The sequence below is a fragment of the Psychrobium sp. MM17-31 genome (genome assembly GCF_022347785.1).
Classification (GTDB): Bacteria; Pseudomonadota; Gammaproteobacteria; order Enterobacterales; family Psychrobiaceae; genus Psychrobium.
This window is the reverse complement of record NZ_JAKRGA010000004.1, coordinates 374,376-396,888: the sequence shown is the minus strand read 5'-3', so window position 1 is coordinate 396,888 and position 22,513 is coordinate 374,376. Positions and strand designations below refer to the sequence as shown.

The following is a 22,513-nucleotide window of genomic DNA, read 5'->3' as shown; positions in this document are numbered from 1 at the left end:
CCAATTGTAAGGAGATTCCGCCTAAATTACTACCGAAGATTACGCTTGATTTTGTTTGCGATAATGGCCGGGAGAGCAACCTAAATGCTGCTTAAACGCATAGATAAATGCCGAACTCGATTCATATCCCAACGTCGATGCGATTTCTTGAGTAGTCAGTCCGTCAGCGAGTAAGTTTAACGACTGAATTATTCGCAGTTTTTGCTTCCACTGACTAAAGCCAAAACCAAAATATTGATTAAATAAACGATTCAATGTGCGGCTCGATGCGCCGACTTCACTAGCCCATTGCTCCAAGGTCTTTTTATTATCTGGTTGGGCGGTAATGGCTTCGATAATCGGCGTTAAGCGTTTGTCAGTAATTGAAGGCATAAAGAGCCCTGTTTTGGGCGCAGCTTTTAGAAGATCAATTAACACCGCAAGCAACCGCTCGCGCTCATCCGTCATCTCATAGTCAAACGGCCACTGGCACATCGCTAAAATGACTTCTCGCAATAACGGCTCAACGTTAAACGAATAAACCTTGTCTCCCAACACGCCACACAATGATTCATCGATATGTAAGTTGCGAAAAGTCGCGCCAAAACGGCTAGCCACTTGATGCTCAACATTAGACGGCAGCCACAGCGCCTGCCCCGGCGGCACGATGTGATAACCCTCATCGGCAATAACCTGCATCACACCTTGCGATGCATAAACCAGTTGCCCCCAACTATGGCTGTGCTTTACCACTTGCACCATAGGCTCCATATCACGCCGCACGGGCATAATCGGATGAGTTAATGTGCGATGTTTCGAGCGCTGAGTAATAGTCCAACCATCAGCTGTCATATTATCGATATCTTTTGTCATAATTCACACTATCAGCCAAAGTTAGTCCATCTTATAATCAATTATCTTTTTGGCAACAGTTAAATTGGCTCTCATTTATGCGTTCATTAATCCCTAAAAAATATCAAACTCCCTTCGTTTATTTGGCGTTGGCGACTATCACTATGTCGGTGACCTTCTCTGCTTGGCTTGCCATGCTCAATAATTTCTCGATTGAGAGCGCTAATTTCACCGGCGCAGAAATTGGCATGCTGCAATCACTACGTGAAGTCCCAGGCTTTTTAGCCTTTACCGCTGTATTCGTGTTACTAGTTCTCAAAGAGCAAACCTTTGCGGTTGTCTCACTAGCACTGTTATCCATTGGCGTTACTATCACGGGATTATTTCCCACGGTGTATGGACTCTATGCGACAACTATCTTGATGTCGGTGGGTTTCCACTACTATGAAACCATCAACCAATCACTCTCCTTACAATGGTTTAATCACGATGAAGCGGCGGAAAAACTCGGAAAACTGCTATCGATAAAATCAGCTTCAGCGCTGCTAGCTTATGGCGCAGTTTGGGTAGCATTTAGTTTATTAGACGCTGACTATATGTGGGTTTATATGGCGTTAGGCGGAGTCGGTATTGTGCTCACTGCCATACTATTTCTCGCCATGCCTGAGTTTAATCACGGCGCGCCACAGCACAAAAAGTTAATTTTAAAAAAGCGCTATAGCTTGTTCTATTTACTGACCTTTTTATCAGGCGCCCGTCGTCAAATCTTTGTGGTATTCGCGGGATTCTTAATGGTGGAGAAATTTGGTTATTCAGTCGCCGAAGTTACCGCGCTATATATTCTAAACCACGTGATTAACTTCTTTTTAGCACCGAAGATCGGCGCATGGATCGGCCGTGTTGGTGAACACAGAGCACTAACATTGGAGTACATCGGATTAATCGCTGTATTTACTGGCTATGCGCTTGTTGAATCGAGCACTGTGGCTGCAGGTCTTTATGTTATTGACCATCTATTTTTTGCAATGGCGATAGCTTTAAAAACCTACTTTAAAAAGATTGCCGACCCACAAGATTTGGCAGGAAGTGCTGGTGTTAGCTTTAGCATCAACCACATCGCGGCGGTGTTTATTCCTGCGCTATTTGGATTGATTTGGTTAATCGACAACTCACTGGTCTTTTACGCCGGAGCAGCACTAGCGGCATGTTCACTCATCGCCAGTCAATGGGTACCAAAACCACATCAAATGCCGCAGGCAATTCAATAGTTGTAAGTTACACATTAAAGAATTTTTAAAAATGCCAATAAATCCTCTCTTTCCTGTTTAGACAACTTAAGTGGCTTTAGCAACGACGTTGTCGTGGGAAAGAGTGGATCGGGTTTTCTATCTTTGCGTGGCTTAGGTTGTGCACCACCTCGGTTATAGAAATTAATAATTCCCGGTAAACTCACGAATAACCCGTGATGCATCCAAGGCTCGGTATGGCTAACCATCACCAATGAAGGTGTTCTAAACGCCCCTACATCACTCGGATCCTGCGTATGCTCGTAACGCCCTAAATCTTCTAAACGACGGCCAAATGCATGTAACCCTGTGATATGAAATCGATTGTCACTGAGTAAAGGACCATTGTGGCAAGTCATACATCTAGCTTTAGTGCGGTAGAGATGTAGTCCTTTGAGTTGCGACTCAGACAACATAGTTATCGCAGCTTTAGGATTGTGTTGCACCATAGCGATAAATCGTGAAAATAAGGTATCTTTTGGCATAATTGTGCGTTCAAACGCTACGATCGCTTTGGCGAGTTGCTGGCGATTTAGCGTTGTTGTCCCAAAGGCCTTTTTTATCAATGGCCGATATTTAGTCTCTGAGTTAATTCTCAGTAAAGCCCCTTCCACACTAAAATCCATTTCCTTTGGATCCTCAATTGGCATCAAAGCTTGCTGCTCTGCAGTTTCGGCTCTACCGTCCCAAAAAAAGCTCTGCCAATGATCGATACCAAAAATATTTGGTGAGTTACGTCGGCCACGCTGCATATCGATTCCAATTGGTTGTGAGCGCATATCGCCAAACAATAATCGCGACTCGTGACAACTACTACAACTAACAGTTTTATCACGTGATAGCGAAGTGTCGTGAAATAACATACGTCCCAATATAACTTGAGATGGCAGAGGTTTTGGCTTCACTAAGCTCAATGGTGCGAGTTGTTGAACTTGCCTTCCATCAGCTGTTTCAATGGCAGGCCATTGTGACTGAGGTTGGCTATAACTATCTTTTAACTGCTGCAGTAAAAATAGCTCTTGAGCGTGCATCACGGATGAGCACACTAATGTTAGTACTAATAAAGCAAAGGTACTAAGAACACGAAACACTGACAATTTATACTCCATAAAAAACAACAGCCAATAGCAAAAGCATATTGGCTGTTGTGCTCACCCAAGGTGATGATTAATCGTAATTATAACTCAGACCTAGCCAAAAACTGCGACCGGTCTCTAATCCAATTTGATTTAAACCCACTTGATAAGTGCGTTTGTTCAACAAATTAGCAACCTCTAAACTAAGACGCAGTGATTGTTTGGCTGAAATGTCATAATCATATGACACCTTGCCATTTACGCGCGTAGTCGCCGGTTTACGAGTCTGTTGGAATACAGGATAGGCTTCCTCACCTGGCTCGGTAATACTACCTAAGTTTGCTGTATAATCGAGCCCTGTATACTCCATACTTTCATAACGCCCGCGATAACTAACACTTAGACTACTGCGAAGATTTTTAGTCCATTGACTAGATAACGACAAGTTGGCAGTAATGGGTCTACTGAAATTATCTTGTAATTGAGTTAAAGAACTCTGCGACACTAATTTATAAGTATTAGGCGGTGTATAAATATATACGCGCTCATCGCTAGGAATCACTTCAGCAGGTAATTCGGAACTTTCACCATTACTGGTATTTTCCGTTTTACTCGTATTGAACATCAATTGATGATTCTCAAAGGCGATAGAATAAGATAGAGAAAGTCGCTTGTGAGTTGCTTCACCGTTATTCGATTGAACAATGTAAGTGTACCCATCTCTAACATAGGAATCACCGCGTACCACTTTATCTTTGCTATCTCGATGTACTGCAGTTAATGACAATACTCCACCAAACAACTTTTGTTTCAAGCCAAGTGTCAATTCATCACTAAATGGCGTACTCAAGTTTTCATATAAATAGCGATATGGCAATTCTTGTAGTGAATTAGTCCATGGCTGAACAATTCCGTTATACACTGGGCGATACTGGGTTACATATCCACGCTTTGCTTCCTTTAACTTGTAACTCATCATATCGTTAGCGTAATAGCGACTTACCCCAAATACTAACAGAGATTCTTCGTCGCCAAAGAGATCGAGGCCTCCATGTAGACGAGGTGCTATATTCCACTGCTTTAAAAACTGATTGCGATCTAGTTTTAACCCAAGAGTTAGCCGTAAGGCTCCCAATTCAACGCGGTCTTGTAACCAAGCGTTAAAATTATTGGTCGTAACATTGATGTCTTCAAGCGGATATACACGTCGCGATCTAAAAAATTGGCCTCGAGTAATAATATTATCTTGATAACGCTTAAAGTGTTCAGGATTACGTAAATCTAGCACGCCGCCGAGCTGCTGAGCTAATTCATCAAGCGGTACTTGATAGGTTTGTTCAATACAATCTAATGTCGCATCACCACACTTTATACTGCCATCTTCTAGCGGCATACTATAATCGATCGCAGCATTAGGTCGTTGGCGAGTCAGCTCTCTTCGATCGTAGTTTAGGCCAAAGGACAGCTCATGAATTAGACCAAGCCACTCAATGTCGTTTAATAAAAACTTTTGTGTCAAAGATAGTGTTTTTTGCTCTTTATCTAAATCACCATACCCGCCTTCTTTACTCAAAGGACGAGCAATTGAGTCTATTCCCCACTCCTTTCCTTTAGCTCTAAACCAAGGTAAATAGTACTGTGGTGCGCGGCGTGAATTATCGCTTTCGCCATATCGCAAACTCGCATTCCAATCAAATAATGACCAGCTGTGATTAGCGCGAAGCGACGCAAAAGTACCACCGCCTTTAATCGAGAAATCAGAATTTAGTACGTCTTTACGAATATGGTTTCCCTGATAAGGACTGTGATTAATACGTAGAGATAATTTATCCAACCACAAATTACGCATCGAATAGCCGAGACTATAATTAGCCGACTCTCTAGATGTGACGACAGGCTTTAATAACGAAACCGTAGTTATCTTAGACTCAGTACGAGACAAAGCCATAGATATACTGTGATGCTCATCTAATACCTGACTGGCAACCATATTTAAGTTGGTCTTTTTAAAATCAGGTTCAATCGGAATATCGATTATTTGCTCTTCTTCCGCTTGCTGACGCACTATATTGTCAATCAATCGATATTCGTTGAATTCACTTCGTGACGTACGATAGTCAAATCGAAATGATGGGCTCTCACGCTCATCTCTTAAGACAACATCAACGACCCCTCCGCTAAAACCACCGTATTCAACAGGAATGTTTGAATCAAACACCTTTACCTGCCCAACGACTGCTTGATTGACAAATGTCTGTTGCGGATGCCCCTGTATTTCATCGATAGAGTTTACCGACAATGAGGTTGCATCAGGGTTAATCGCAGAGTTGTTTGACATGCCATCGATAAAAAATCCCGTATCTGATGGACGACCACCAGATATAGATATCAACTTACTCTTGAGCTCTGCTTGCTGTTCAACTCCCTCACTGTCTTCACTGCCTTGAATACCGGGTAGAATAGTTAGCATGTCAGTAATGTTGCCATTACCAATGGCGCTGCGATCGAGAAAGTCACGCGATAGCGTATATTGACCAGTAACTTCAACTTCTTGCGGCAGCCATTGACGGCCAACAACTGTAATTGTTTCGACTTTCTTTTTTAGGCAAGTAAGTACATTTTGCTGTTGCGCTAGTGTTAGAACTGATCCTTGTTCGACATTAGAAATTTTATGACACACTGCAAGAGAGTCTTTAGCACGCGGGTTTTGTGCTAGGTAATTCTTAATGTCATCACCTTGCCCATAAGCGGGCAAGGTGATTATCATTAACAATCCGATATTAGCCAAGTGGCGTTGGATCGTCTTCATCGGCAATACCGTCTCCATCTGCATCGTTGTCTAGTTCGATATCGGTGTTTTCTTTGTCCTCATCAGTTGCTGTAATAGCAAAAAAGTTCGCTTTACCATCGTTATCAGAGTCAATTGAAGCGACTAACGAACCTGGGAAATCTTCTTGCAGCGCCTGAATCATAGAGATAAGCACTAATAGTTCGTTACTATCTGCTTCCCCTAGCTCCAAATCACTCACCAGTTGCTGTGCCGCACTATACTGTCGGTTACTCGCCAATAACTCGACTACGTCATCACCGTATCTCAGGCGATTGCTATCCGATTCCGCTTTTAAAATGGTAGCCATCTTGTCATTAACAGCGGTTGCGATGTCGCGTAATTGCTTTAAGTAATCGGCGTATTTCTCATCGTTATAACCGCGACGACGCAACTCATTTTCCGCACTATAAGTCAGAGACTTAGAATTGTATTCATCGTATAAATTGATTAATTCATTAAAATCAGAAAATGTTCGAATAGCCGTTGTACCTGTTAAGCTTTCATCTTCTAAGATGAGTGTTTTCCCTTGCTCAAAGTATTTTAATGCCAACTCAAATTGACCAGCAGCCATCGCTCGGTTACCGTATTCAGCATACAAATCAACTTGTTCATCAAAGTCACGTCTAGCGATAAATTGTTCAGTATCGGTCAACAATTTAGCAACTTTTGCGTTATCCCTAGCAGCAAAGAACAAATCAGCCTGTGCAAAAACTGCTTTATCATGATCAAGTGGTCGATACGGTGAATCATTGTTTGCAAAATAAGGTGCGTAATATTTAACGTACATTTCATCGTGACAACGCTGAGCAGCAGCCTTTTGCAGATCGAGTAATCCTTTTTTCAGATAAATACTAGCAATCTTGTAACAACCTGATGTGCCTAAGGTATGTAAATGATTTCCTGTTTTTTCAACAACCAGTTCTTCACTTAATGTTAAATTAAGGCTCGCAGTCACAACGTCCAATGCTTTTTCATCATTGCTTAAACCAAATAAAAACGAAGATACGGATGGCGTAACAAGAGAACGTTTAGTTAACAAATCTTGCTGAATATAAGGATTGTCAGGTGAAGCTTGTGTAATAGGCTCTAATGCCTGTGTAACTGAATTTCCGCTACTAATAGAAGCCACCGCATCCGTAATAAGCTTTTCATTTACAATATCATTTTTTAGCCTTCGATCTGTCGAAAGTTCAAAATCATGTAGTTGTAACGCTGCATTTTCTGCTGCATTTGGATATAGGAGATCAAAATATGTCACCGCGTCGGCTAGCGCATAACGATGGCGCGCTAGTGTATTCGCAGCATGTTGATCGGCAGGATACTGATACTCACTGTCATAGTTTGCGTCACCGTAGTATGCAATTGTTTGCGCTAAGAAATCTTTTGCGAGATCGAAGTTGTTAATTGCTATTGCTAGTGGTATTGCATCTCCTAAACGCACAGCAGCAATTGAGTGGAAGGCTTGGTCCGGCACGTCATTAATCGTTGTAAAGCGCGGAGCAATTCCCTTAACCTGTTCAACATACAGTTTTAGTTCTTTAGCAATTTGCTCAGCAAACGGTTGCTTTGTTAGGTCATCATCAGCCAATAGTAAATATTGATCAGCTAGTGTTCTAATCACATTGCGCTGTTCTAATACAAGGCCTGAATAAGATCCTGAATATTCCTCGGTTCTCGCCTGTGAAATAATAAAGTTGAGGGAGTTTAGCGCCGTATCTAGTGAAGCACCTTGCCCAAAATCTCGGAAATTGCGGTAAAGATTAATAACCAACTTACGGTCCGCACTAGCCATATTTTCAACACCGATATCGGCCAAGTAGGTCAGTAATGATTGAAGTGCTTTATCTAGATATTGCGACGCTAATTCTGCCTTACCTAGTCGATGATAAGTTGAAGCTAGCCCGTAAGCCAAATCAGCTTTTTGACGTTGAAGAGTAATTTTATTATCAAAGATTATCGCCACTTGATCATCTAATGATGCAAGTGCGTAACCCTGCGCGATTGCAGTATAGGCTTCAACCACTAACGCATCATCATTGATTGCAGCAATGCGAGACTCGGCTTGTTTAAGGTGCGACTTATTTGACGCGTAGTAATAATTTGCCTTGTCTTCGTTAGAGTCATAGGCAGCTGATAAATTGATCGTAAAATCAACAGTCTCACCATGACCATCATCTAGAGTCACTTCGAAACTCAAACTCGGCAAAGTTAGATCGTCATTTTTGTAAACGAAACTACCATCTGCATTTAGTGTTAAATCGCCTACTTCAGGAGCTTTTTTAAGCGCCACTTTAACATCTTCATCATCAACATCTGCAACAGATATTTGACCTTGAATTTCGCTAGAAGCACCAACTTCCATATCTGTAGTTGCAATTGTCGGCAAATCATTTTCAGCGGTAACGGTGAACTGCACTGTATAACGAGTTTTGCCCACTTCTATCGTTGCTGAGTCGGCACCGTTGAAGTTAGCATTAGGTACGTAATTAAATCCGCTAGTGGTAATTTGAACGTTACCATTGCTAGCTAAGCCAGTAACTACTGGGGTCTTGTTGTCAAGGTCGGCAAACGTATGTTCATACGTTTTATCCTCAACAACCTGTGCATCAATGTTTTCAACTGAAATGCTATTTGATGAACCACCACAACCAGCAAGCATCAACGCCATGGTAATACATGACAACGGGAGTATTTTACGCATCCTTAAATTTCCTTCACAATTGAGAATGACTATCATTTGGATTCGCGATCATACTCTCTTTTTTGAGAATAACAATGCAGCAAGTTCACAAAAAAAATGACAAACTCAAAAGGTTAAAAATTTGTTATTTCAGGCTTGTACTTCGAAGTACAATTTTTCAAGTTCCATTTTGCGAGCTGAATGGAATATATTTTTACATTGAAAGGCTTATAGGTTTGGTTTGTTATATGTGCGCTATTTAGCTACTTATTGACTACGAAATAATTAAACAATTATTTTACATGTGTATCGAGAAAATTTTTCAGCAATATCAGTCCCTGCTCGGTTAAAATTGATTCAGGGTGGAATTGCACACTCTCAATTGGCAAGGTTTTATGACGCATAGCCATAATTTCTTGCCCTTGTTCGCTAGCAACAGTAGCAGAGACTTCAAAACAATCTGGCAAGGTTGACGGTTCAACAACTAACGAGTGGTAGCGAGTAACTCGCAGCGGGTTTGGCAGATTGGTGAAAACGCCTTTACCGTCGTGATCGATTAATGAGGTTTTGCCATGCATTACTTTATGCGCCAGCACAACGTCACCACCAAAAACTTGTGCCATTGCTTGATGACCTAAGCACACTCCGAGAATTGGTAATTTACCGGCAAAATACTCGATGGCATCCAGTGAAACTCCCGCTTCGTTTGGCGTACACGGTCCTGGCGAAATCACTAGGTAGTCCGGCCTCATTGCTTCTATTTGTTCAAGCGACACTTCGTCGTTGCGCACAACCTCAACTTGATGACCAAGCTGCTGAAAATATTGGACTATGTTGTAGGTAAAAGAGTCATAGTTATCTAACACTAAAATCATGACTGGCTGGTTTCTTCCGAAGTTCTAAATCGCTCGATGGCGAATACTACAACAGCCGACACAATACTGCACCCACAAAATCCTAATGTCAGCGGCCATATCGTGCCATCAAATAACGAACCGATAAACAATGCAATAGACACCGCAGTTAAGGTTGATACAGCGCCGACAACAGCTGCACCGAATCCGGCGAGGTGACCAAGCGGCTCCATTGCCAATGAATTTAAATTGCCAAAAAGCACGCCGACGCTAGCAAAGGAAACCACGAAATAGAAAGTTACCCAACTAAGGGGCGGCGCATAATCTTGCCAGATTACTGTCGCCATGAAGATCACAGATGAAGCCACCAGCACATAAAAAGCGCGAAACACCATAAACTGCATGCCTTTGCGCACCACAAGTTTACCGTTAAAAAACGATGCTAAACCGTAAACCAACGCCAAGCCTGAAAAGTACAACGCGAAGTACTCACCTAATTCATAAGTACCCCCGAAAACTTGTTGGGCACTGGCTAGATAGGAAATAAATGCGCCAGACAAAATACCAGCAGCTAAGGTATAAGCCATGGACACTGGGGTGGTGAACACTTCCTTACAGGTATTCCACAACACGCTCGGTTTTAACGCTTTACGATTTTCATCTGCCAGTGTTTCTGGCTGACGAATTGCAAACCAGATCAGCGAGATAATGCCAAGTATTAACATCACTGCAAAAATCGTATGCCAGTCGGCAACTAATAAAATACCTTGGCCAATCAACGGCGCAATCATTGGCACTAAAATAAAGAACACCATAATAAACGACATCACTTGCGCCATAAGTGGCCCAGCGTATTTATCGCGGATTATCGCCATGGTGAGGACTCGCGGCGCTGCAAGGCCAAAGCCTTGAATAAAGCGTGCAATTAGCAAAGATTCATAGGTTGGTGCCCACATACACACCAAGGTTGCCGCAAGAAATACTGCATAACCTGCATAAATAAGGGGTTTGCGGCCAAAGGTATCCGAGAGAGGACCAAACACCAGCTGGCCAATGCCTTGGCCTAGTAACACCAAGGAAATAACCAGTTGAATATCTTGTGAGGGCGTAAGGTTTAACGACGATTCAATCATCGTCATCGCGGGCATTATCGCGTCAATAGACAAAGCAACTAACGACATCATAAAGGCCATTAGCGAGATAAATTCGATGTTAGGTTTTTGCTGTTGAACTGGCGCGTGCAAGATAGTGCTCTCAGATGTATTTTCGAGGCGTTATTCTATCAGAAATCCCATGCGCCATTGCCTGTTATTTAGAAATAATGTTTTGCCACTAACTGCGTGCGGGCTCAAAGCCATCATAGCGCGGTAAGTCGGCATCTAAATCTTCCCAATTCGCTTTAGAAGAAACGAAATTATGGGATATTGGACGCGCATCAATATCGCTATCGATAATTCCTAATCGTAAACGATAGCGCGTAGGATCATCATCACTGGCGCTATACACTGGCGAACCACAGTTTTCGCAAAAGTAGCGATAACGTCGCGGCTTGAATGAAAATACACTCAAGCGCTCTTTGCCTTTCACCACCTCAAAGTCAGCGGCATTAACAAAACCATTGGTGGCATATGCAGTACCGCTGTTTTTACGACACAACGAACAATGGCAATGAATGATATCGCTAATATCGCCATTGAGTTCGATGTGAACTTCACCGCATAAACACTTGCCTGTAATCATGATTTTTCCTCGTCGAATAGAGCAAGCATCATAACGCAATTACGGCGTATCGATAATGACTATTTCACTATCAGACAAGGCGCGAATTGTTACAGATTTTTGCAAGGTTACCTCTGCCCCATCGCCCTTATTCATGGTCACTTCTTTACCATTGTCATTAAGCGCAAATTCGCCGCTGGACGCTAACACATAAGCTTGATTATCGATCTTATGTTCAAACTCAGTGCCTGCAGCCACTTTTCCGCCATAAATACGAGCGTCTTGGTGGATAAAAAGCGCATCTTTATCTTCTTCAAACCCTGACACCAATAGCGGTAATTTACTCGATTGCGTTGTCGGAAAGTTCTTAGTACCCCATTGCGGCTTCACATTACGTGATTTAGGCTCAATCCAAATTTGATACAGCGTTAACTCTTCATCACTTAGATTATGCTCTTCGTGAACAATACCCGTTCCGGCACTCATCACTTGCACCTGACCAGCCTTGGTAACACCTTGGTTTCCCATGCTGTCGCGATGAGATACGGCACCACTGCGGACATAGGTAATGATTTCCATATTGTCGTGAGGATGAGCATCAAACCCAGTTTGGGCCGCAATGGCATCGTCATTGATCACCCGCAACGCACCAAAGCCCATACGCTGTGGATTGTAATAACGGGCAAAACTAAAGTGATGATTAGCATTCAGCCAACCGTGGTTAGCCTTGCCTAATTGCGAAAAACTAATGTGATTAATCATAATATGTCTCCAATTTCGAATGATAAAACCATCATAAAACTTGCGCATAAAACGAATAACAGGAATATTAAGCTCAATCTATTCAAAATTTTTGAACATTTATGACGATAAACTTTTCGCCACCTATTACCTTAGAAGCCTTAGTTGTATTAGATGCTATCGACAAGCAAAGCAGTTTTGCTAAAGCGGCAGAGCAATTAGATAAAGTACCATCAGCGCTGTCGTATATCGTACAAAAGCTAGAACAGCAGCTCGATGTTACCTTGTTTGTACGTCATGGACGGCGCAGCGTATTGACGCCAGCGGCGAAGCACTTGCTGACTCAAGGGCGCATTATGCTCGATGCAGCCGATAAACTGGCGGTACAAACCAAGACTATCGCCAATGGTTGGGAGCCGAAATTGCGGGTCGCCATCGATTCAATCGTCGACAGTAGCGATGTATTTATCGTGCTGAAGGATTTTATCGCCCAACATCCAACCATCGAAATCGATGTTAGCGAGGAAGTGCTTAACGGCACATGGGAAGCACTGATCGAAGATCGCGTCGATCTTATCATTGGCGGAGCTTTGCCCATACCAACACAACAAGGCATTAGTGCGCGAGAATGGCGAACAATGCAAAACATCTTTGTAGTGCACCATTCCCACCCACTTAACCGTTTACCACAACCTATCAGCGCATCTGAATTAGCGAACTTTCAAACCGTAGTCACTCACGATAGCGCAGTAAATTCGATTCAAAGAAACCTTGGCGTATTCGAGCAAAGTCGTCACTTTTTTGTGCCAACTATCGATTACAAATGCAATGCCATTAAAGCATGCATCGGCGCTGGCTATTTACCAAAGTCGCGAATTAAAAATGAATTAGAAACAGGAGAGTTAATTGAACTAGAGTTAGAAGTGGCCAGCGAAGCAATGCCGATACACATTGCTTGGAAAACCGCTAACCACGGCAAGGGCCTTTCCCGCTTAGTCTCGATGTTGTTAGCTACAGCACATTGATACGGCTAGCAGATTTAGACTCAACACGCCCTTTCTCTAGTGCCGTACAGATATTGCTAAACACCTTGCCCGGTTGCCCGTGTTGATCGGTTAGAAAGTAAGAGTGCCCTTTGGGCATATCGTATTTATTATTAAAGTCGTCACAATCAAAGGCATAAACATTGGTGGCGACCTTACTCATGTCTTCCGGCCCAGTGTGACCTAAACGGCGCGACGCAATTTTGTTTTTTAAATTAGATATCTTGCTGGCACGCAGCGCTAAATCATCACTGGCATAATAAACGCTAACATTACGAGAGGCTTGCGAAATCAATGCTCCAGATTCAGTCTTTTCGAGTGATTCATTGACAACATCAGCCGCCACCATAAAGGTGTTACGGAACATCAGTGGCACGCCATCGGCCATGTCGTATTTATCCCACCAGCGCAGGGTTTCACGCAATACGCGATTGCCCATTGAATGAGCCAATACATTAATACGTTTTAAGCATGGCGCATCTTCTGGTGCACTATCTCACCACGCCATAAATTTCTGTAACACGCGAGCAAAAGCTGGCGCTGACGCATCGGCGGACTTCTGATCATCCCAATAGTCTTTAATAATCCCCAAATCGTTGTCACACGGCCAAATAAGCGGCACAACTTGCACAAGATTAGGCGACTGCTGATCAAAAAGCTGCTGCAACTCTAACGCACGGGGAAAAATATCTGGCTCAGGTAAATTAGAAAAACCATGGATTAATAAAAGCACTTGCTGCGCCGAGCTTTCTTTCAATAACGCCAACAAGTTCTGTGAACCAATTTCTTCGTAATCATCTTCACAATTACGCTGACAAAAATACACCGAATTGGCCGGCGCGTTATTGTCTAAATCAAACTCAAACGGCTGGTTAATAACAGTATTAAAAGATCCTTTAGGCGCACGATTGGTAATAAACAGCATTATCAATTCTCCTTGTCGAGTGGTCCCCTAAAAATAGTTGCTAACGGTAATACTTTCAAAAAGATTATAAATTACATCATAAAAAGTGCTATAACAGCTCCAATTAATGAATTTTACTCATAGGAAATGCAGTGATAGATCGCACCCACCTCGCTATTATTCGCCAAGTTGATCGCTCCGGTACGCTGACTCAAGCTGCTGACGAGCTCTTTTTAACACAGTCGGCGTTAAGCCATGCCATTAAAAAATTAGAGTCTCAGTTGGGCATCAAAGTGTGGGAAAAAGACGGCCGTCGCTTGCGATTAACTCAAGCGGGTCAATCAATCCTCTCACTAGCCAATCGCGTACTTCCGCAGATTGAATACACCGAACAACTAATGAGCCAATATGCCCATGGTCAGCGAGGTACTTTGCGAATCGGCATGGAATGCCACCCGTGTTATCAATGGTTATTGCAGGTCGTATCGCCCTATCTCAATCAATGGCCAAATGTCGATGTCGACGTCAAACAAGAATTTCAATTTGGCGGCATGGGCGCTCTATTCAACTATGATATCGATGCATTAGTTACACCAGACCCACTGTACAAACGCGGCTTGGTTTACACACCAGTATTTGATTACGAATTGGTATTAGTGGTTAACAATGAGCATTCGTTAGCCAACGAAAAACACATCGAGCCGCCACAATTAAGTGATGAAACTCTTATCACCTACCCAGTAGAGGTCGAGCGATTAGATATCTTTAGTCAGTTTTTAATGCCTGCCAAATGCAGCCCTCGTAAACACAAAACCATTGAAACCACAGATATCATCCTGCAAATGGTCGCAAGTAATCGCGGTGTCGCCGCCATGCCCCGTTGGCTAGCCGAGCAATACCAAAGCCAGTTACCAATCACCTCCGTGCGATTAGGAAAAAGCGGCATCGATAAACAGATTTTCATCGGCGTACGCGAAAGCGATTTAGCCATCGACTATATTGATAGTTTTATGGAAATAGCAAAGTCAGCGAGTGACGTTTAATAGACAGGACTATCAATGCGACCAGAAACCAAAGCCAAATTAGATGCCGAGCAAGGCTTGAGTAAAAACATTACCAAGCTGCTACTTGCAATTCTAGTAGTTGGTATCTGCGCTTTGATTTTCTGGATAAAAAATCCCAACGACATCATTGGCAGTAATGTGACAGGCTTATCCGTCAATAAAACGGCTTTACTACACGACGAGGGACACACCAACATTCTATTTGTGAATCTAGACAACACAGGTAAAGTTGTTCGAGTGTTTATGCCTAATTCTATCGCGATGAAACTAAATCGTCGCGTGCAATTACGTAAACTGGAAAAGAAATCGTCGACTCGTGTCAGGTATAGATTTTTGAAATACTTAGAAGTCGAGGAATCTGACTCAAATTAATCCAAATCCTTATGACAATGTGGGCATTTTTTATGATGAGTTTGTCGTTGCTGATTGTGGGTATACAACAAACTCTGTGCTTCTTGTTCGGTAATACCTAGTTCGCGGCGTAAGACATCTAATTGCTGTTTTTCATCGGCATCAATAACGCCATCTTGCAGCGATTCGATGAGTTTATGACGGTAAAGGCTGCGATTTTTCTTTAATTGCGCCGAAAATCCAGATGCCAAAATACCTGCTGGTAGTGCTACCATTCCCATACCAACCACGGTAATTAAGCCGCCAAAGAGTTTACCAAGCGGTGTAATTGGTGTGACATCGCCATAGCCAACGGTGGTTAACGTGGCCGTTGCCCACCACATAGCCGCGGGAATTGAGCCGAATGCTTCCGGCTGAACATCGTGTTCTATCAAATAAATACCACTGGCAGCGGTGATTAGCACGATGGTTAAAATAGAAAATGCCGCAAAGAATGAGCTAGATTCTTCTCGCAGCACCCGCAGCAGCATGGTCATTGCGTTCGAATAACGCGTCAGTTTAAAGATTCTGAACACGCGGAATACGCGAAGGAAACGCAAATCGATAACAAAGAATAGACTCAAGAAGAAAGGCGCAATAGCAGCTAAATCAATTAGTGCGGGGATAGAACGCATATACTTCAAGCGGCCTTTAAAATCATCACTATACTTCCCCTCTTCAATATCGGGACACGACCAAACTCGCAACACATATTCGATGGTGAAGATGATGATGGAGACGATCTCAAATATCCAAAACTCTGTACGATATTTTTCTTCAATTGAAACCACAGATTCAAGCATAATCGCAACGACATTGGCGATAATAAGCAATACCATAGCAACATCAAACAATCGCGCTCGCGTGCTACTGCTTGCGTTAAATTCTAATAATTGTGATACATTACGTCGCTGTGCAGTAATATTCATATAATCGCTTTTCCTCAAGCTTGTCGGACTTTGATTATGATTCAAAATCAGCCACTTATTAGCCTGTTATTATTCACGCTTCTCGCTGGGCTGGCAATGCCTGCTGGCGCTATTGCGGCTAATTTATCGAACCGTTTTTTACATTGGCATACCAGTGAAATAAAACACGCCATAATAGCTTTTGGTGGCGGCGCATTATTATCGGCTGTCGCCTTGATTTTGGTGCCAGAAGGTATTGAGCATCACAGTCCCCTATCCACCAGCCTTTTCTTTCTATCTGGCAGCATCGCTTTTATGGCAATTGATATTGTCCTTGATAAATTCAAGAGTACAGCTAGCCAATTAGTCGCTATGCTGAGTGATTTTATTCCTGAAGCGCTAGCACTTGGCACAGCTGTCGCTTTAGGCAGCCCCAGTGCATTCTTATTAGCGCTATTAATGACGTTGCAAAATCTACCAGAAGGATTCAACGCCTATAATGAGCTAAAACAAAGTTCGAGATTAAGCTCACTTAAAATCATCACAATTTTCGGGTTAATGGCGTTAATTGGCCCAATATCAGGCGTTATCGGTTATTGGTGGCTTGCTGAGCAGCCTTACGCGATCTCATCAATAATGCTGTTTGCCGCAGGCGGTATTTTGTATTCAGTGTTTCAAGACATCGCGCCACAGGCTAAATTGGAACGTCATTGGCTGCCAACACTGGGCGCGACCTTGGGCTTTCTATTGGGATTATTGGGACATATGAGTGTTGTTTGTTAACGAACCGTATCTAATTTTTCCAAAATTATCTGTGCACATTTTTGTGGCTGAGACTGGGCAATAAAATGCCCACCATCTAGTACTCGCATGTCAAATGATTGAAATGTTTCTTCAATATGGTTAACCGCATTTATTCCAACGAGATACTCTTTACTTGGTCTAATGTAAGTCGCTCCCACAGACAATTTTCGTGTGACTTTTCTCATTTTACTTATTTGGCGCAACCGCCATCTTAAATTGGAAAATTCAGCAATCGATAGTGATTTAAAAACAGCATTGAGTTGCTTATCTCGACATAAGTTAGCAAAGCCCAATAGTTTTAACATGAATCGATTAAGTGGCTTATCTGTCAATGCGAAGGAAGGGAGATAATGTGCAATGCTTGCAATACCAATCGGGCGCGATATAAAACTAGCTACAAAAATTAAGTGCTTAATCTGCTGAGGGATTAGTAGCGCCAATTCGTAAGCTAACCGACCAGAAAACGATTCAGCCACTACTAATAACTCTTCAGAGTCATCGTATCTGCTCGCTAACATTTGGGCATGTTCAATAATTGAATTACCAACTAGTTCATCTAATACTACAACATCGTAATCGACATCATCAGGCAGAAATGCCAGTAATTCGTTAAATAGTAGTCCAGTCCCATCTAAGCCTGGCAGTAGTATTACTTTCATAACCGAGTAAGAGTTATATCCAATCTTGTGCCAACACCGCCATCATAACCTTGTCGTAAAATTGGCCATCGCGAAACCCTGCTTGGCGAAGGACACCTTCGTGTTGATAGCCCGCTTTTTCATAGGCTTTAACCGCAGCAGGGTTTTCAGCAAAGGCGGTTAATTCAACGCGGTTTAATCCTAGGGTTTTAATGCCATATTCGGTAATCAACTTGGTTACTTCGGTGGCAATGCCCTTGCCCCAATAACTCTTATCGCCAATCAAAATAAAATACTCGCCGCAGCGATTTAAGGCGCTGATTGAAGTAATTCCTGCGTAGCCAACAAGCTTATTAGATTGAGGGCAACAAATGCCCAGTGACACGGTTTTATTGCTCGCATTAATACTCGCCAACCACTTTTCAATATCGGACAGAGACTGTGGGTAAGCGTAAGACGAAATACTGTATTTAGTCACTTCGCGGTCGAGTGACCATAAATAAAACTCTTGGGCGTCGTTTTCATTAAGTGGACGCAGTGTGACAAGGTCGGTTTGAATAAGCACAGAATTTCCTTATTTTTTAAGCATACTTTTAAGATCGGCAAAGGGATTATAGGTAGCTAAATCTTGATTATTATCGCCAGCATCGACACGGGTCGGATGCTGCTCATATTCAGTATATTTAGCATGTTCATTGTCGTGACAATAGAGACAAAGTAATTCCCAATTGCTGCCATCTTGCGGATTATTGGTATGATCGTGATCGATATGATGAACAGTTAATTCCCTTAGGCCAGAGTATTCAAATTCTCGGGCGCAGCGGCCGCATATCCAAGGAAATAGCTTTAACGCTTTATCGCGATAGCCTTGTTCTTCGCGTTTGTACTTGGCTGATGTGCCATATAAATCAGCAGACATAATTGACCTCAACATCGATGGTGAGATCATTCTACGCCCCTCATTAGATTTGGCTAGCGTTGTTTAGCTTAACTTATCTTGAAGAACATTGTTTAAACGACTAATAAACCACGACTTACCAAAGCAATTCATCTGGGCTATTATCGAAACACTCATTCACTAAATTGCAATTCTATGGAATCCTTCTGGCCGCTATTCAATCAATATCTTCCAGCCCTTGTTGTGGGAGCTTTAACTGGCTCAGTCATCAGCTATCTATTTTTCCGACGAGCAGCGAGCCTGAGTTCATCAGCGCAACAAGCAATTTGTGACGCCCAGCTCCAACAGCTACAGCAGCAACTCGATCACAGCGATGATGTTATCGACAAACTTCATGTCGATTGCGATAGCTACAAACAGCAAGCAGCGAGTTTAAACGAAGACAAATTGAATCTTGTTGCCAAAGTAAGCGAACTTAGCGCGACACAGCAGCAACTTATCACGGCTCATGAGCAGCAATTAACATTGATTAAAGCCAATGAAGAAGCGCTTAAAAATCAATTTTCTCACCTTGCCCAACAAACATTGGAAAAGAAAAGCGAAGATTTTGCCAAAGCTAACCAACGTAACATAGATGCGATTTTAGCTCCATTAAAGGCGCAGTTAGGCGATTTTAAGCAGCAAGTTCAGCACAGTCACGACGCCGAAACGAAACAGCGCCACGAATTAAAGCACGAAATACACAGCCTAAAACAACTCAATCAACAAATGGCACAAGATGCTATTAACCTTACCAAAGCGCTAAAAGGCGATAACAAACAACAAGGTAATTGGGGGGAAGTCATCTTAGAGCGCATTCTGCAAGAGTCGGGACTACGCGATGGTCATGAATATCAAACACAAGGGCAGCACCGCAATGAAGATGGCAAAGCTTATCGACCCGATGTCATAGTGCATTTGCCTGATAACAAAGACATCATCATCGATTCTAAAGTCTCGCTAACAGGCTACGAACGCTATTTTAATACAGATGACGAATTGGCCCAGCAAGTCGCCCTGAAAGAGCATATTCAATCATTGCGTTCCCATATAAAGGAGCTTGGACAAAAGGATTACCATCAGCTTAAAGGACTGCGTAGCCTTGATTATGTGTTGTTGTTTATCCCCATTGAGCCCGCATTTTTATTGGCAATTGAGCATGAGCCAAACCTTATAAGTTACGCGCTTGATAACAATATTATGTTAGTCAGCCCAACCAATCTATTGGTGGCATTGCGCACTATTCACAACTTGTGGCGTATCGACCAACAAAACAAGAATGCACAGCTTATCGCGCACAAAGCCAGTAAACTCTACGATAAAATCCGCTTATTTGGCGATGATCTACTAAGCGTGTCGGCACATATCAATAAAGCGAATCACAGTGTAGAATCCGCCATCAAAAAGCTCACTACAGGCAAAGGCAATATCATTGGTCAGGTGCAAGGATTCGAGCAACTTGGCGTTGAGGTGAAAAAGCCAATTAATTCACAACTAACGGAACACGCCGATGAACAGCTTGAACAAGATCTTAGCCTCCCAACAAAAAACGATTAAAAATCCTAAAAAGTAAGAAAAAGACAAGAAATAGCAATGAAAACTCTAGAATGGCAACCTATCTTTCAACAATTTGTTGAACAACAAATGGCGTTTGATCCCGCCCACGATCTCGCTCATATCAAACGCGTTGTAGCGAGTGGTATTTCACTCGCTCAATCTGAGGGCGCAGAATTAGCCATTGTGCTACCAGCATGTTGGTTACACGATTGCGTTAATGTGCCTAAAGACTCACCAGATCGTAGTAAAGGCTCAGTATTTAGTGCCGATCGTGCAATTGAGTTTTTAAAAGAGGTTGATTATCCAAGCCAATATTTCGATGCTATCCATCACGCCATTGCCGCCCATAGTTACAGTGCCAATATTGCAACGCAGACCAAAGAAGCTGAAGTTGTTCAAGATGCCGATCGACTTGATGCATTAGGCGCAATAGGATTATCACGTTGTGTTATGTTAGGCGCGACTTGGGGCAGCGAGCTGTATGATCCCAAAGACCCTTTCGCCAAAGATCGCGAATTAGATGACAAAAATTTCTGTATCGATCACTTCTTTGTCAAGCTGCAAGGGCTCGTAGATACGATGAAAACCCCTTCTGGATTGTCTGAAGCTCAGGCTAGATGGCAGTTCATGCGACAATATCTAAGCCAATTAGCGCATGAAACAGGAGCCTCACCAACGTTTTAATCGTCGCTTGGCATCAAAGAAAGCACTTTCTCTTTGGCGTGTGCCAGATCGGCATCAGGAAGGTAGAGCTCGCTAATGGTCAGGATGGCGTAAAGATTGTTTCTCAATTTTTCGTCATCCAATTGCTCAGGATTTAACGCAGTTTGTAATAAGTGCAACGCCATATCAGCAAGCAAAAGTCGTTGTTTCTCAGGCCACTCCTCGTCTTTGGCACTAATATCTAACGCTAAATAAGCTGCCTCAATTTCATTATGATGCTGCCAACTTTCTTCAATAATGCGTTGTTTTTGCTGATTATCCATCGCGCAAATTCCTTGATTGATCAAAAAATAATTCTAACCTTAAATCGAGAAGCAACGAGGCACAAACACTAAATAGCAATATCCGCTGCGCTTACTTGTAAATATAAAAAAATTTAGCAATCGCAAACCAACCAAGCCATTGTTTTTAATAGATATAAATTCCTTTATTTTCTTTTAACTAGAAATTTAAAAAAATAATTAACATTTAGTGTTGACAAACACTAATGAGAATAATTATTATTAACACGTGTTTTACGAAACACATCTCCTGACGATGAATCTAATAATGATGTTTGTTATCAGTTTTCATTGTTGTGTATTGATATTTACGGTGTCGATACACACGACTATTGCTCACATTGCTATTATTCGGGCCGCTCACAAAACATCGTGATGCGGCCTCTTTTTTATGTATCTTCACCAATTAAATGCGCTGGGCAATGTTCCATTGCTATACTCTTTGCTACTGTTCAGGAGCCACTATACTTCGGTATATGCGGCCTCTTTTTTTGCTTCTTTCAAAAACTTCACACTCTGTGCAATGTGACATTGCTATGCTCTCTAATAATTAGGGGGCCACTTCATCTTTAACAATGTCGTAGCCTCTTTTCTTGTTTCTTTCGAAAACTTCACACTCGGTGCAATGTGACATTGCTATGCTCTCTAATAATTAGGGGACCACTTCATCGTTCACAATGTCGTGGCCTCTTTTTTATTTCTTTCGAAAACTTCACACTTGGTGCAATGTGACATTGCTATGCTCTCTAAATAATTAGGGGACCACTATACTTCGGTATATGCGGCTTCTTTTTTTGTTTCTTTCAAAAACTTCACACTCGGTGCAATGTGACATTGCTATACTTTCTAATAATTAGGGGGCCACTATACTTCGGTATATGCGGCCTCTTTTTTACCCCAGATCCAACTCTTCATTTGCAGTGCAACTCGCCAGCGCTATCGCTAGTCATATCCATTTTTTCCATTATATAAATTGCTCTAGTTATCATCCTCAGCAGTTTTCCACTCATCGCTGCTTGATGTCCGAAATAATATTCCTTTTTGACAGACAATATAAAGCCTTAAAATTCAATTTCTTAAATGAATTTAATAAATAATATGAAATTTATTCAAAATAAAAGGTTGACACACAAATGAGAATGATTATTATTAACACGTGTTTTACGAAACACATCTCCTGACGATGAATCTAGTAACGCAGTCTGTTATCAGCTTTCATTGTTGTGTATCAATGTTTACGGTATTGA

The 22,513-nt window shown here is 42.3% G+C and carries 20 protein-coding genes and 1 pseudogene; 7 read left to right on the top strand and 14 right to left on the bottom strand.

Going from position 1 to position 22,513, the window contains the following annotated elements:
• Positions 1 to 39: 39 nt before the first annotated feature.
• Positions 40 to 852 carry a helix-turn-helix transcriptional regulator gene (locus MHM98_RS14445; protein ID WP_239440061.1) on the bottom strand — a complete coding sequence of 271 codons (813 nt, stop codon included), beginning with the start codon at positions 850 to 852 and terminating at the stop codon, positions 40 to 42.
• 77 nt (positions 853 to 929) lie between these two features.
• On the opposite strand from MHM98_RS14445, the gene MHM98_RS14440 reads away from it, so the two are divergent.
• A complete protein-coding gene (locus MHM98_RS14440; RefSeq protein ID WP_239440060.1) occupies positions 930 to 2,099 on the top strand; it encodes an MFS transporter in 1,170 nt (389 codons plus the stop codon).
• Between the two features lie 14 nt (positions 2,100 to 2,113).
• Here MHM98_RS14440 and MHM98_RS14435 read toward each other — a convergent pair whose 3' ends face one another.
• From MHM98_RS14435 to MHM98_RS14405, 7 genes are all read right to left on the bottom strand, one after another.
• On the bottom strand, positions 2,114 to 3,208 hold the full coding sequence (locus MHM98_RS14435; protein ID WP_239440124.1) for a cytochrome c peroxidase: 1,095 nt from the start codon (positions 3,206 to 3,208) through the stop codon (positions 2,114 to 2,116).
• Between the two features lie 76 nt (positions 3,209 to 3,284).
• Complete coding sequence (locus tag MHM98_RS14430; RefSeq protein WP_239440059.1) at positions 3,285 to 6,002, bottom strand: hypothetical protein; 2,718 nt, start codon at positions 6,000 to 6,002, stop codon at positions 3,285 to 3,287.
• Complete coding sequence (locus MHM98_RS14425; RefSeq protein ID WP_239440058.1) at positions 5,974 to 8,724, bottom strand: Ig-like domain-containing protein; 2,751 nt, start codon at positions 8,722 to 8,724, stop codon at positions 5,974 to 5,976. The genes MHM98_RS14430 and MHM98_RS14425 overlap by 29 nt, the downstream gene beginning before the upstream one ends.
• A gap of 272 nt (positions 8,725 to 8,996) precedes the next feature.
• Positions 8,997 to 9,578, bottom strand: a complete 582-nt coding sequence (locus MHM98_RS14420; protein ID WP_239440057.1) for an aminodeoxychorismate/anthranilate synthase component II — start codon at positions 9,576 to 9,578, stop codon at positions 8,997 to 8,999.
• A complete protein-coding gene (locus MHM98_RS14415) occupies positions 9,575 to 10,801 on the bottom strand; it encodes a multidrug effflux MFS transporter (RefSeq protein WP_239440056.1) in 1,227 nt (408 codons plus the stop codon). Before MHM98_RS14415 ends, MHM98_RS14420 begins: the two co-directional genes overlap by 4 nt.
• A gap of 88 nt (positions 10,802 to 10,889) precedes the next feature.
• Complete coding sequence (locus MHM98_RS14410; protein WP_239440055.1) at positions 10,890 to 11,297, bottom strand: GFA family protein; 408 nt, start codon at positions 11,295 to 11,297, stop codon at positions 10,890 to 10,892.
• A 39-nt stretch (positions 11,298 to 11,336) separates the two neighbouring features.
• A complete protein-coding gene (locus MHM98_RS14405; RefSeq protein WP_239440054.1) occupies positions 11,337 to 12,038 on the bottom strand; it encodes a pirin family protein in 702 nt (233 codons plus the stop codon).
• A gap of 101 nt (positions 12,039 to 12,139) precedes the next feature.
• Here MHM98_RS14405 and MHM98_RS14400 point away from each other — a divergent pair, with 101 nt between their 5' ends.
• Positions 12,140 to 13,042, top strand: coding sequence for a LysR substrate-binding domain-containing protein (locus tag MHM98_RS14400; RefSeq protein WP_275441610.1), 903 nt, complete (start codon positions 12,140 to 12,142; stop codon positions 13,040 to 13,042).
• Here MHM98_RS14400 and MHM98_RS14395 read toward each other — a convergent pair.
• Positions 13,029 to 13,985 (bottom strand): annotated as a pseudogene (locus MHM98_RS14395) (alpha/beta hydrolase). The gene MHM98_RS14400 and the pseudogene MHM98_RS14395 overlap by 14 nt on opposite strands.
• A 131-nt stretch (positions 13,986 to 14,116) precedes the next feature.
• On the opposite strand from MHM98_RS14395, the gene MHM98_RS14390 reads away from it, so the two are divergent.
• Positions 14,117 to 15,007, top strand: coding sequence for a LysR family transcriptional regulator (locus MHM98_RS14390; protein ID WP_239440053.1), 891 nt, complete (start codon positions 14,117 to 14,119; stop codon positions 15,005 to 15,007).
• A 15-nt stretch (positions 15,008 to 15,022) separates the two neighbouring features.
• Complete coding sequence (locus tag MHM98_RS14385) at positions 15,023 to 15,400, top strand: hypothetical protein (protein WP_239440052.1); 378 nt, start codon at positions 15,023 to 15,025, stop codon at positions 15,398 to 15,400.
• On the opposite strand, the gene MHM98_RS14380 is transcribed toward MHM98_RS14385, so the two are convergent.
• Positions 15,397 to 16,347: an ion transporter gene (locus tag MHM98_RS14380; protein ID WP_239440051.1), complete on the bottom strand. Its 951-nt coding sequence runs from the start codon at positions 16,345 to 16,347 to the stop codon at positions 15,397 to 15,399. The two genes, MHM98_RS14385 and MHM98_RS14380, sit on opposite strands and share 4 nt — an antisense overlap.
• Positions 16,348 to 16,383: 36 nt before the next feature.
• On the opposite strand from MHM98_RS14380, the gene MHM98_RS14375 reads away from it, so the two are divergent.
• Entirely contained in the window at positions 16,384 to 17,109 is a 726-nt protein-coding gene (locus tag MHM98_RS14375; RefSeq protein ID WP_239440050.1) for a divalent cation transporter, read from the top strand.
• Here the strand turns inward: MHM98_RS14375 and MHM98_RS14370 are convergent.
• The 3 genes from MHM98_RS14370 to MHM98_RS14360 are packed head-to-tail and all read right to left on the bottom strand — an operon-like array spanning position 17,106 to position 18,687.
• The gene (locus MHM98_RS14370; RefSeq protein ID WP_239440049.1) at positions 17,106 to 17,789 is read right to left on the bottom strand and encodes a hypothetical protein; all 684 of its coding nucleotides are present in this window, start codon (positions 17,787 to 17,789) and stop codon (positions 17,106 to 17,108) included. The two genes, MHM98_RS14375 and MHM98_RS14370, sit on opposite strands and share 4 nt — an antisense overlap.
• A gap of 13 nt (positions 17,790 to 17,802) precedes the next feature.
• Positions 17,803 to 18,333 (bottom strand): GNAT family protein, encoded by a 531-nt coding sequence (locus MHM98_RS14365; RefSeq protein WP_239440048.1) that lies wholly within the window; start codon positions 18,331 to 18,333, stop codon positions 17,803 to 17,805.
• A gap of 9 nt (positions 18,334 to 18,342) precedes the next feature.
• Positions 18,343 to 18,687, bottom strand: a complete 345-nt coding sequence (locus tag MHM98_RS14360) for a YajD family HNH nuclease (RefSeq protein WP_239440047.1) — start codon at positions 18,685 to 18,687, stop codon at positions 18,343 to 18,345.
• Between the two features lie 174 nt (positions 18,688 to 18,861).
• Here MHM98_RS14360 and rmuC point away from each other — a divergent pair, with 174 nt between their 5' ends.
• Together rmuC and MHM98_RS14350 are read left to right on the top strand one after the other, a co-directional pair.
• The gene (rmuC, locus tag MHM98_RS14355) at positions 18,862 to 20,262 is read left to right on the top strand and encodes a DNA recombination protein RmuC (RefSeq protein WP_239440046.1); all 1,401 of its coding nucleotides are present in this window, start codon (positions 18,862 to 18,864) and stop codon (positions 20,260 to 20,262) included.
• A 36-nt stretch (positions 20,263 to 20,298) separates the two neighbouring features.
• Positions 20,299 to 20,946 carry an HD domain-containing protein gene (locus MHM98_RS14350; protein WP_239440045.1) on the top strand — a complete coding sequence of 216 codons (648 nt, stop codon included), beginning with the start codon at positions 20,299 to 20,301 and terminating at the stop codon, positions 20,944 to 20,946.
• Here MHM98_RS14350 and MHM98_RS14345 read toward each other — a convergent pair.
• Positions 20,943 to 21,248, bottom strand: coding sequence for a hypothetical protein (locus tag MHM98_RS14345; protein WP_239440044.1), 306 nt, complete (start codon positions 21,246 to 21,248; stop codon positions 20,943 to 20,945). The genes MHM98_RS14350 and MHM98_RS14345 overlap by 4 nt on opposite strands.
• Between the last annotated feature and the right edge of the window lie 1,265 nt (positions 21,249 to 22,513).

Bases quoted from the DNA above. Each gene is read 5' to 3' on its own strand.
- MHM98_RS14400 (WP_275441610.1), top strand. From the start codon at position 12,140: ATGACGATAAACTTTTCGCCACCTATTACCTTAGAAGCCTTAGTTGTA.
- MHM98_RS14410 (WP_239440055.1), bottom strand. From the start codon at position 11,297: ATGATTACAGGCAAGTGTTTATGCGGTGAAGTTCACATCGAACTCAAT.
- MHM98_RS14440 (WP_239440060.1), top strand. From the start codon at position 930: ATGCGTTCATTAATCCCTAAAAAATATCAAACTCCCTTCGTTTATTTG.
- MHM98_RS14375 (WP_239440050.1), top strand. From the start codon at position 16,384: ATGATTCAAAATCAGCCACTTATTAGCCTGTTATTATTCACGCTTCTC.
- MHM98_RS14445 (WP_239440061.1), bottom strand. From the start codon at position 852: ATGACAAAAGATATCGATAATATGACAGCTGATGGTTGGACTATTACT.
- MHM98_RS14420 (WP_239440057.1), bottom strand. From the start codon at position 9,578: ATGATTTTAGTGTTAGATAACTATGACTCTTTTACCTACAACATAGTC.
- MHM98_RS14385 (WP_239440052.1), top strand. From the start codon at position 15,023: ATGCGACCAGAAACCAAAGCCAAATTAGATGCCGAGCAAGGCTTGAGT.
- MHM98_RS14405 (WP_239440054.1), bottom strand. From the start codon at position 12,038: ATGATTAATCACATTAGTTTTTCGCAATTAGGCAAGGCTAACCACGGT.
- MHM98_RS14380 (WP_239440051.1), bottom strand. From the start codon at position 16,347: ATGAATATTACTGCACAGCGACGTAATGTATCACAATTATTAGAATTT.
- MHM98_RS14350 (WP_239440045.1), top strand. From the start codon at position 20,299: ATGAAAACTCTAGAATGGCAACCTATCTTTCAACAATTTGTTGAACAA.
- MHM98_RS14345 (WP_239440044.1), bottom strand. From the start codon at position 21,248: ATGGATAATCAGCAAAAACAACGCATTATTGAAGAAAGTTGGCAGCAT.
- MHM98_RS14425 (WP_239440058.1), bottom strand. From the start codon at position 8,724: ATGCGTAAAATACTCCCGTTGTCATGTATTACCATGGCGTTGATGCTT.
- rmuC (WP_239440046.1), top strand. From the start codon at position 18,862: ATGGAATCCTTCTGGCCGCTATTCAATCAATATCTTCCAGCCCTTGTT.
- MHM98_RS14360 (WP_239440047.1), bottom strand. From the start codon at position 18,687: ATGTCTGCTGATTTATATGGCACATCAGCCAAGTACAAACGCGAAGAA.
- MHM98_RS14370 (WP_239440049.1), bottom strand. From the start codon at position 17,789: ATGAAAGTAATACTACTGCCAGGCTTAGATGGGACTGGACTACTATTT.
- MHM98_RS14430 (WP_239440059.1), bottom strand. From the start codon at position 6,002: ATGAAGACGATCCAACGCCACTTGGCTAATATCGGATTGTTAATGATA.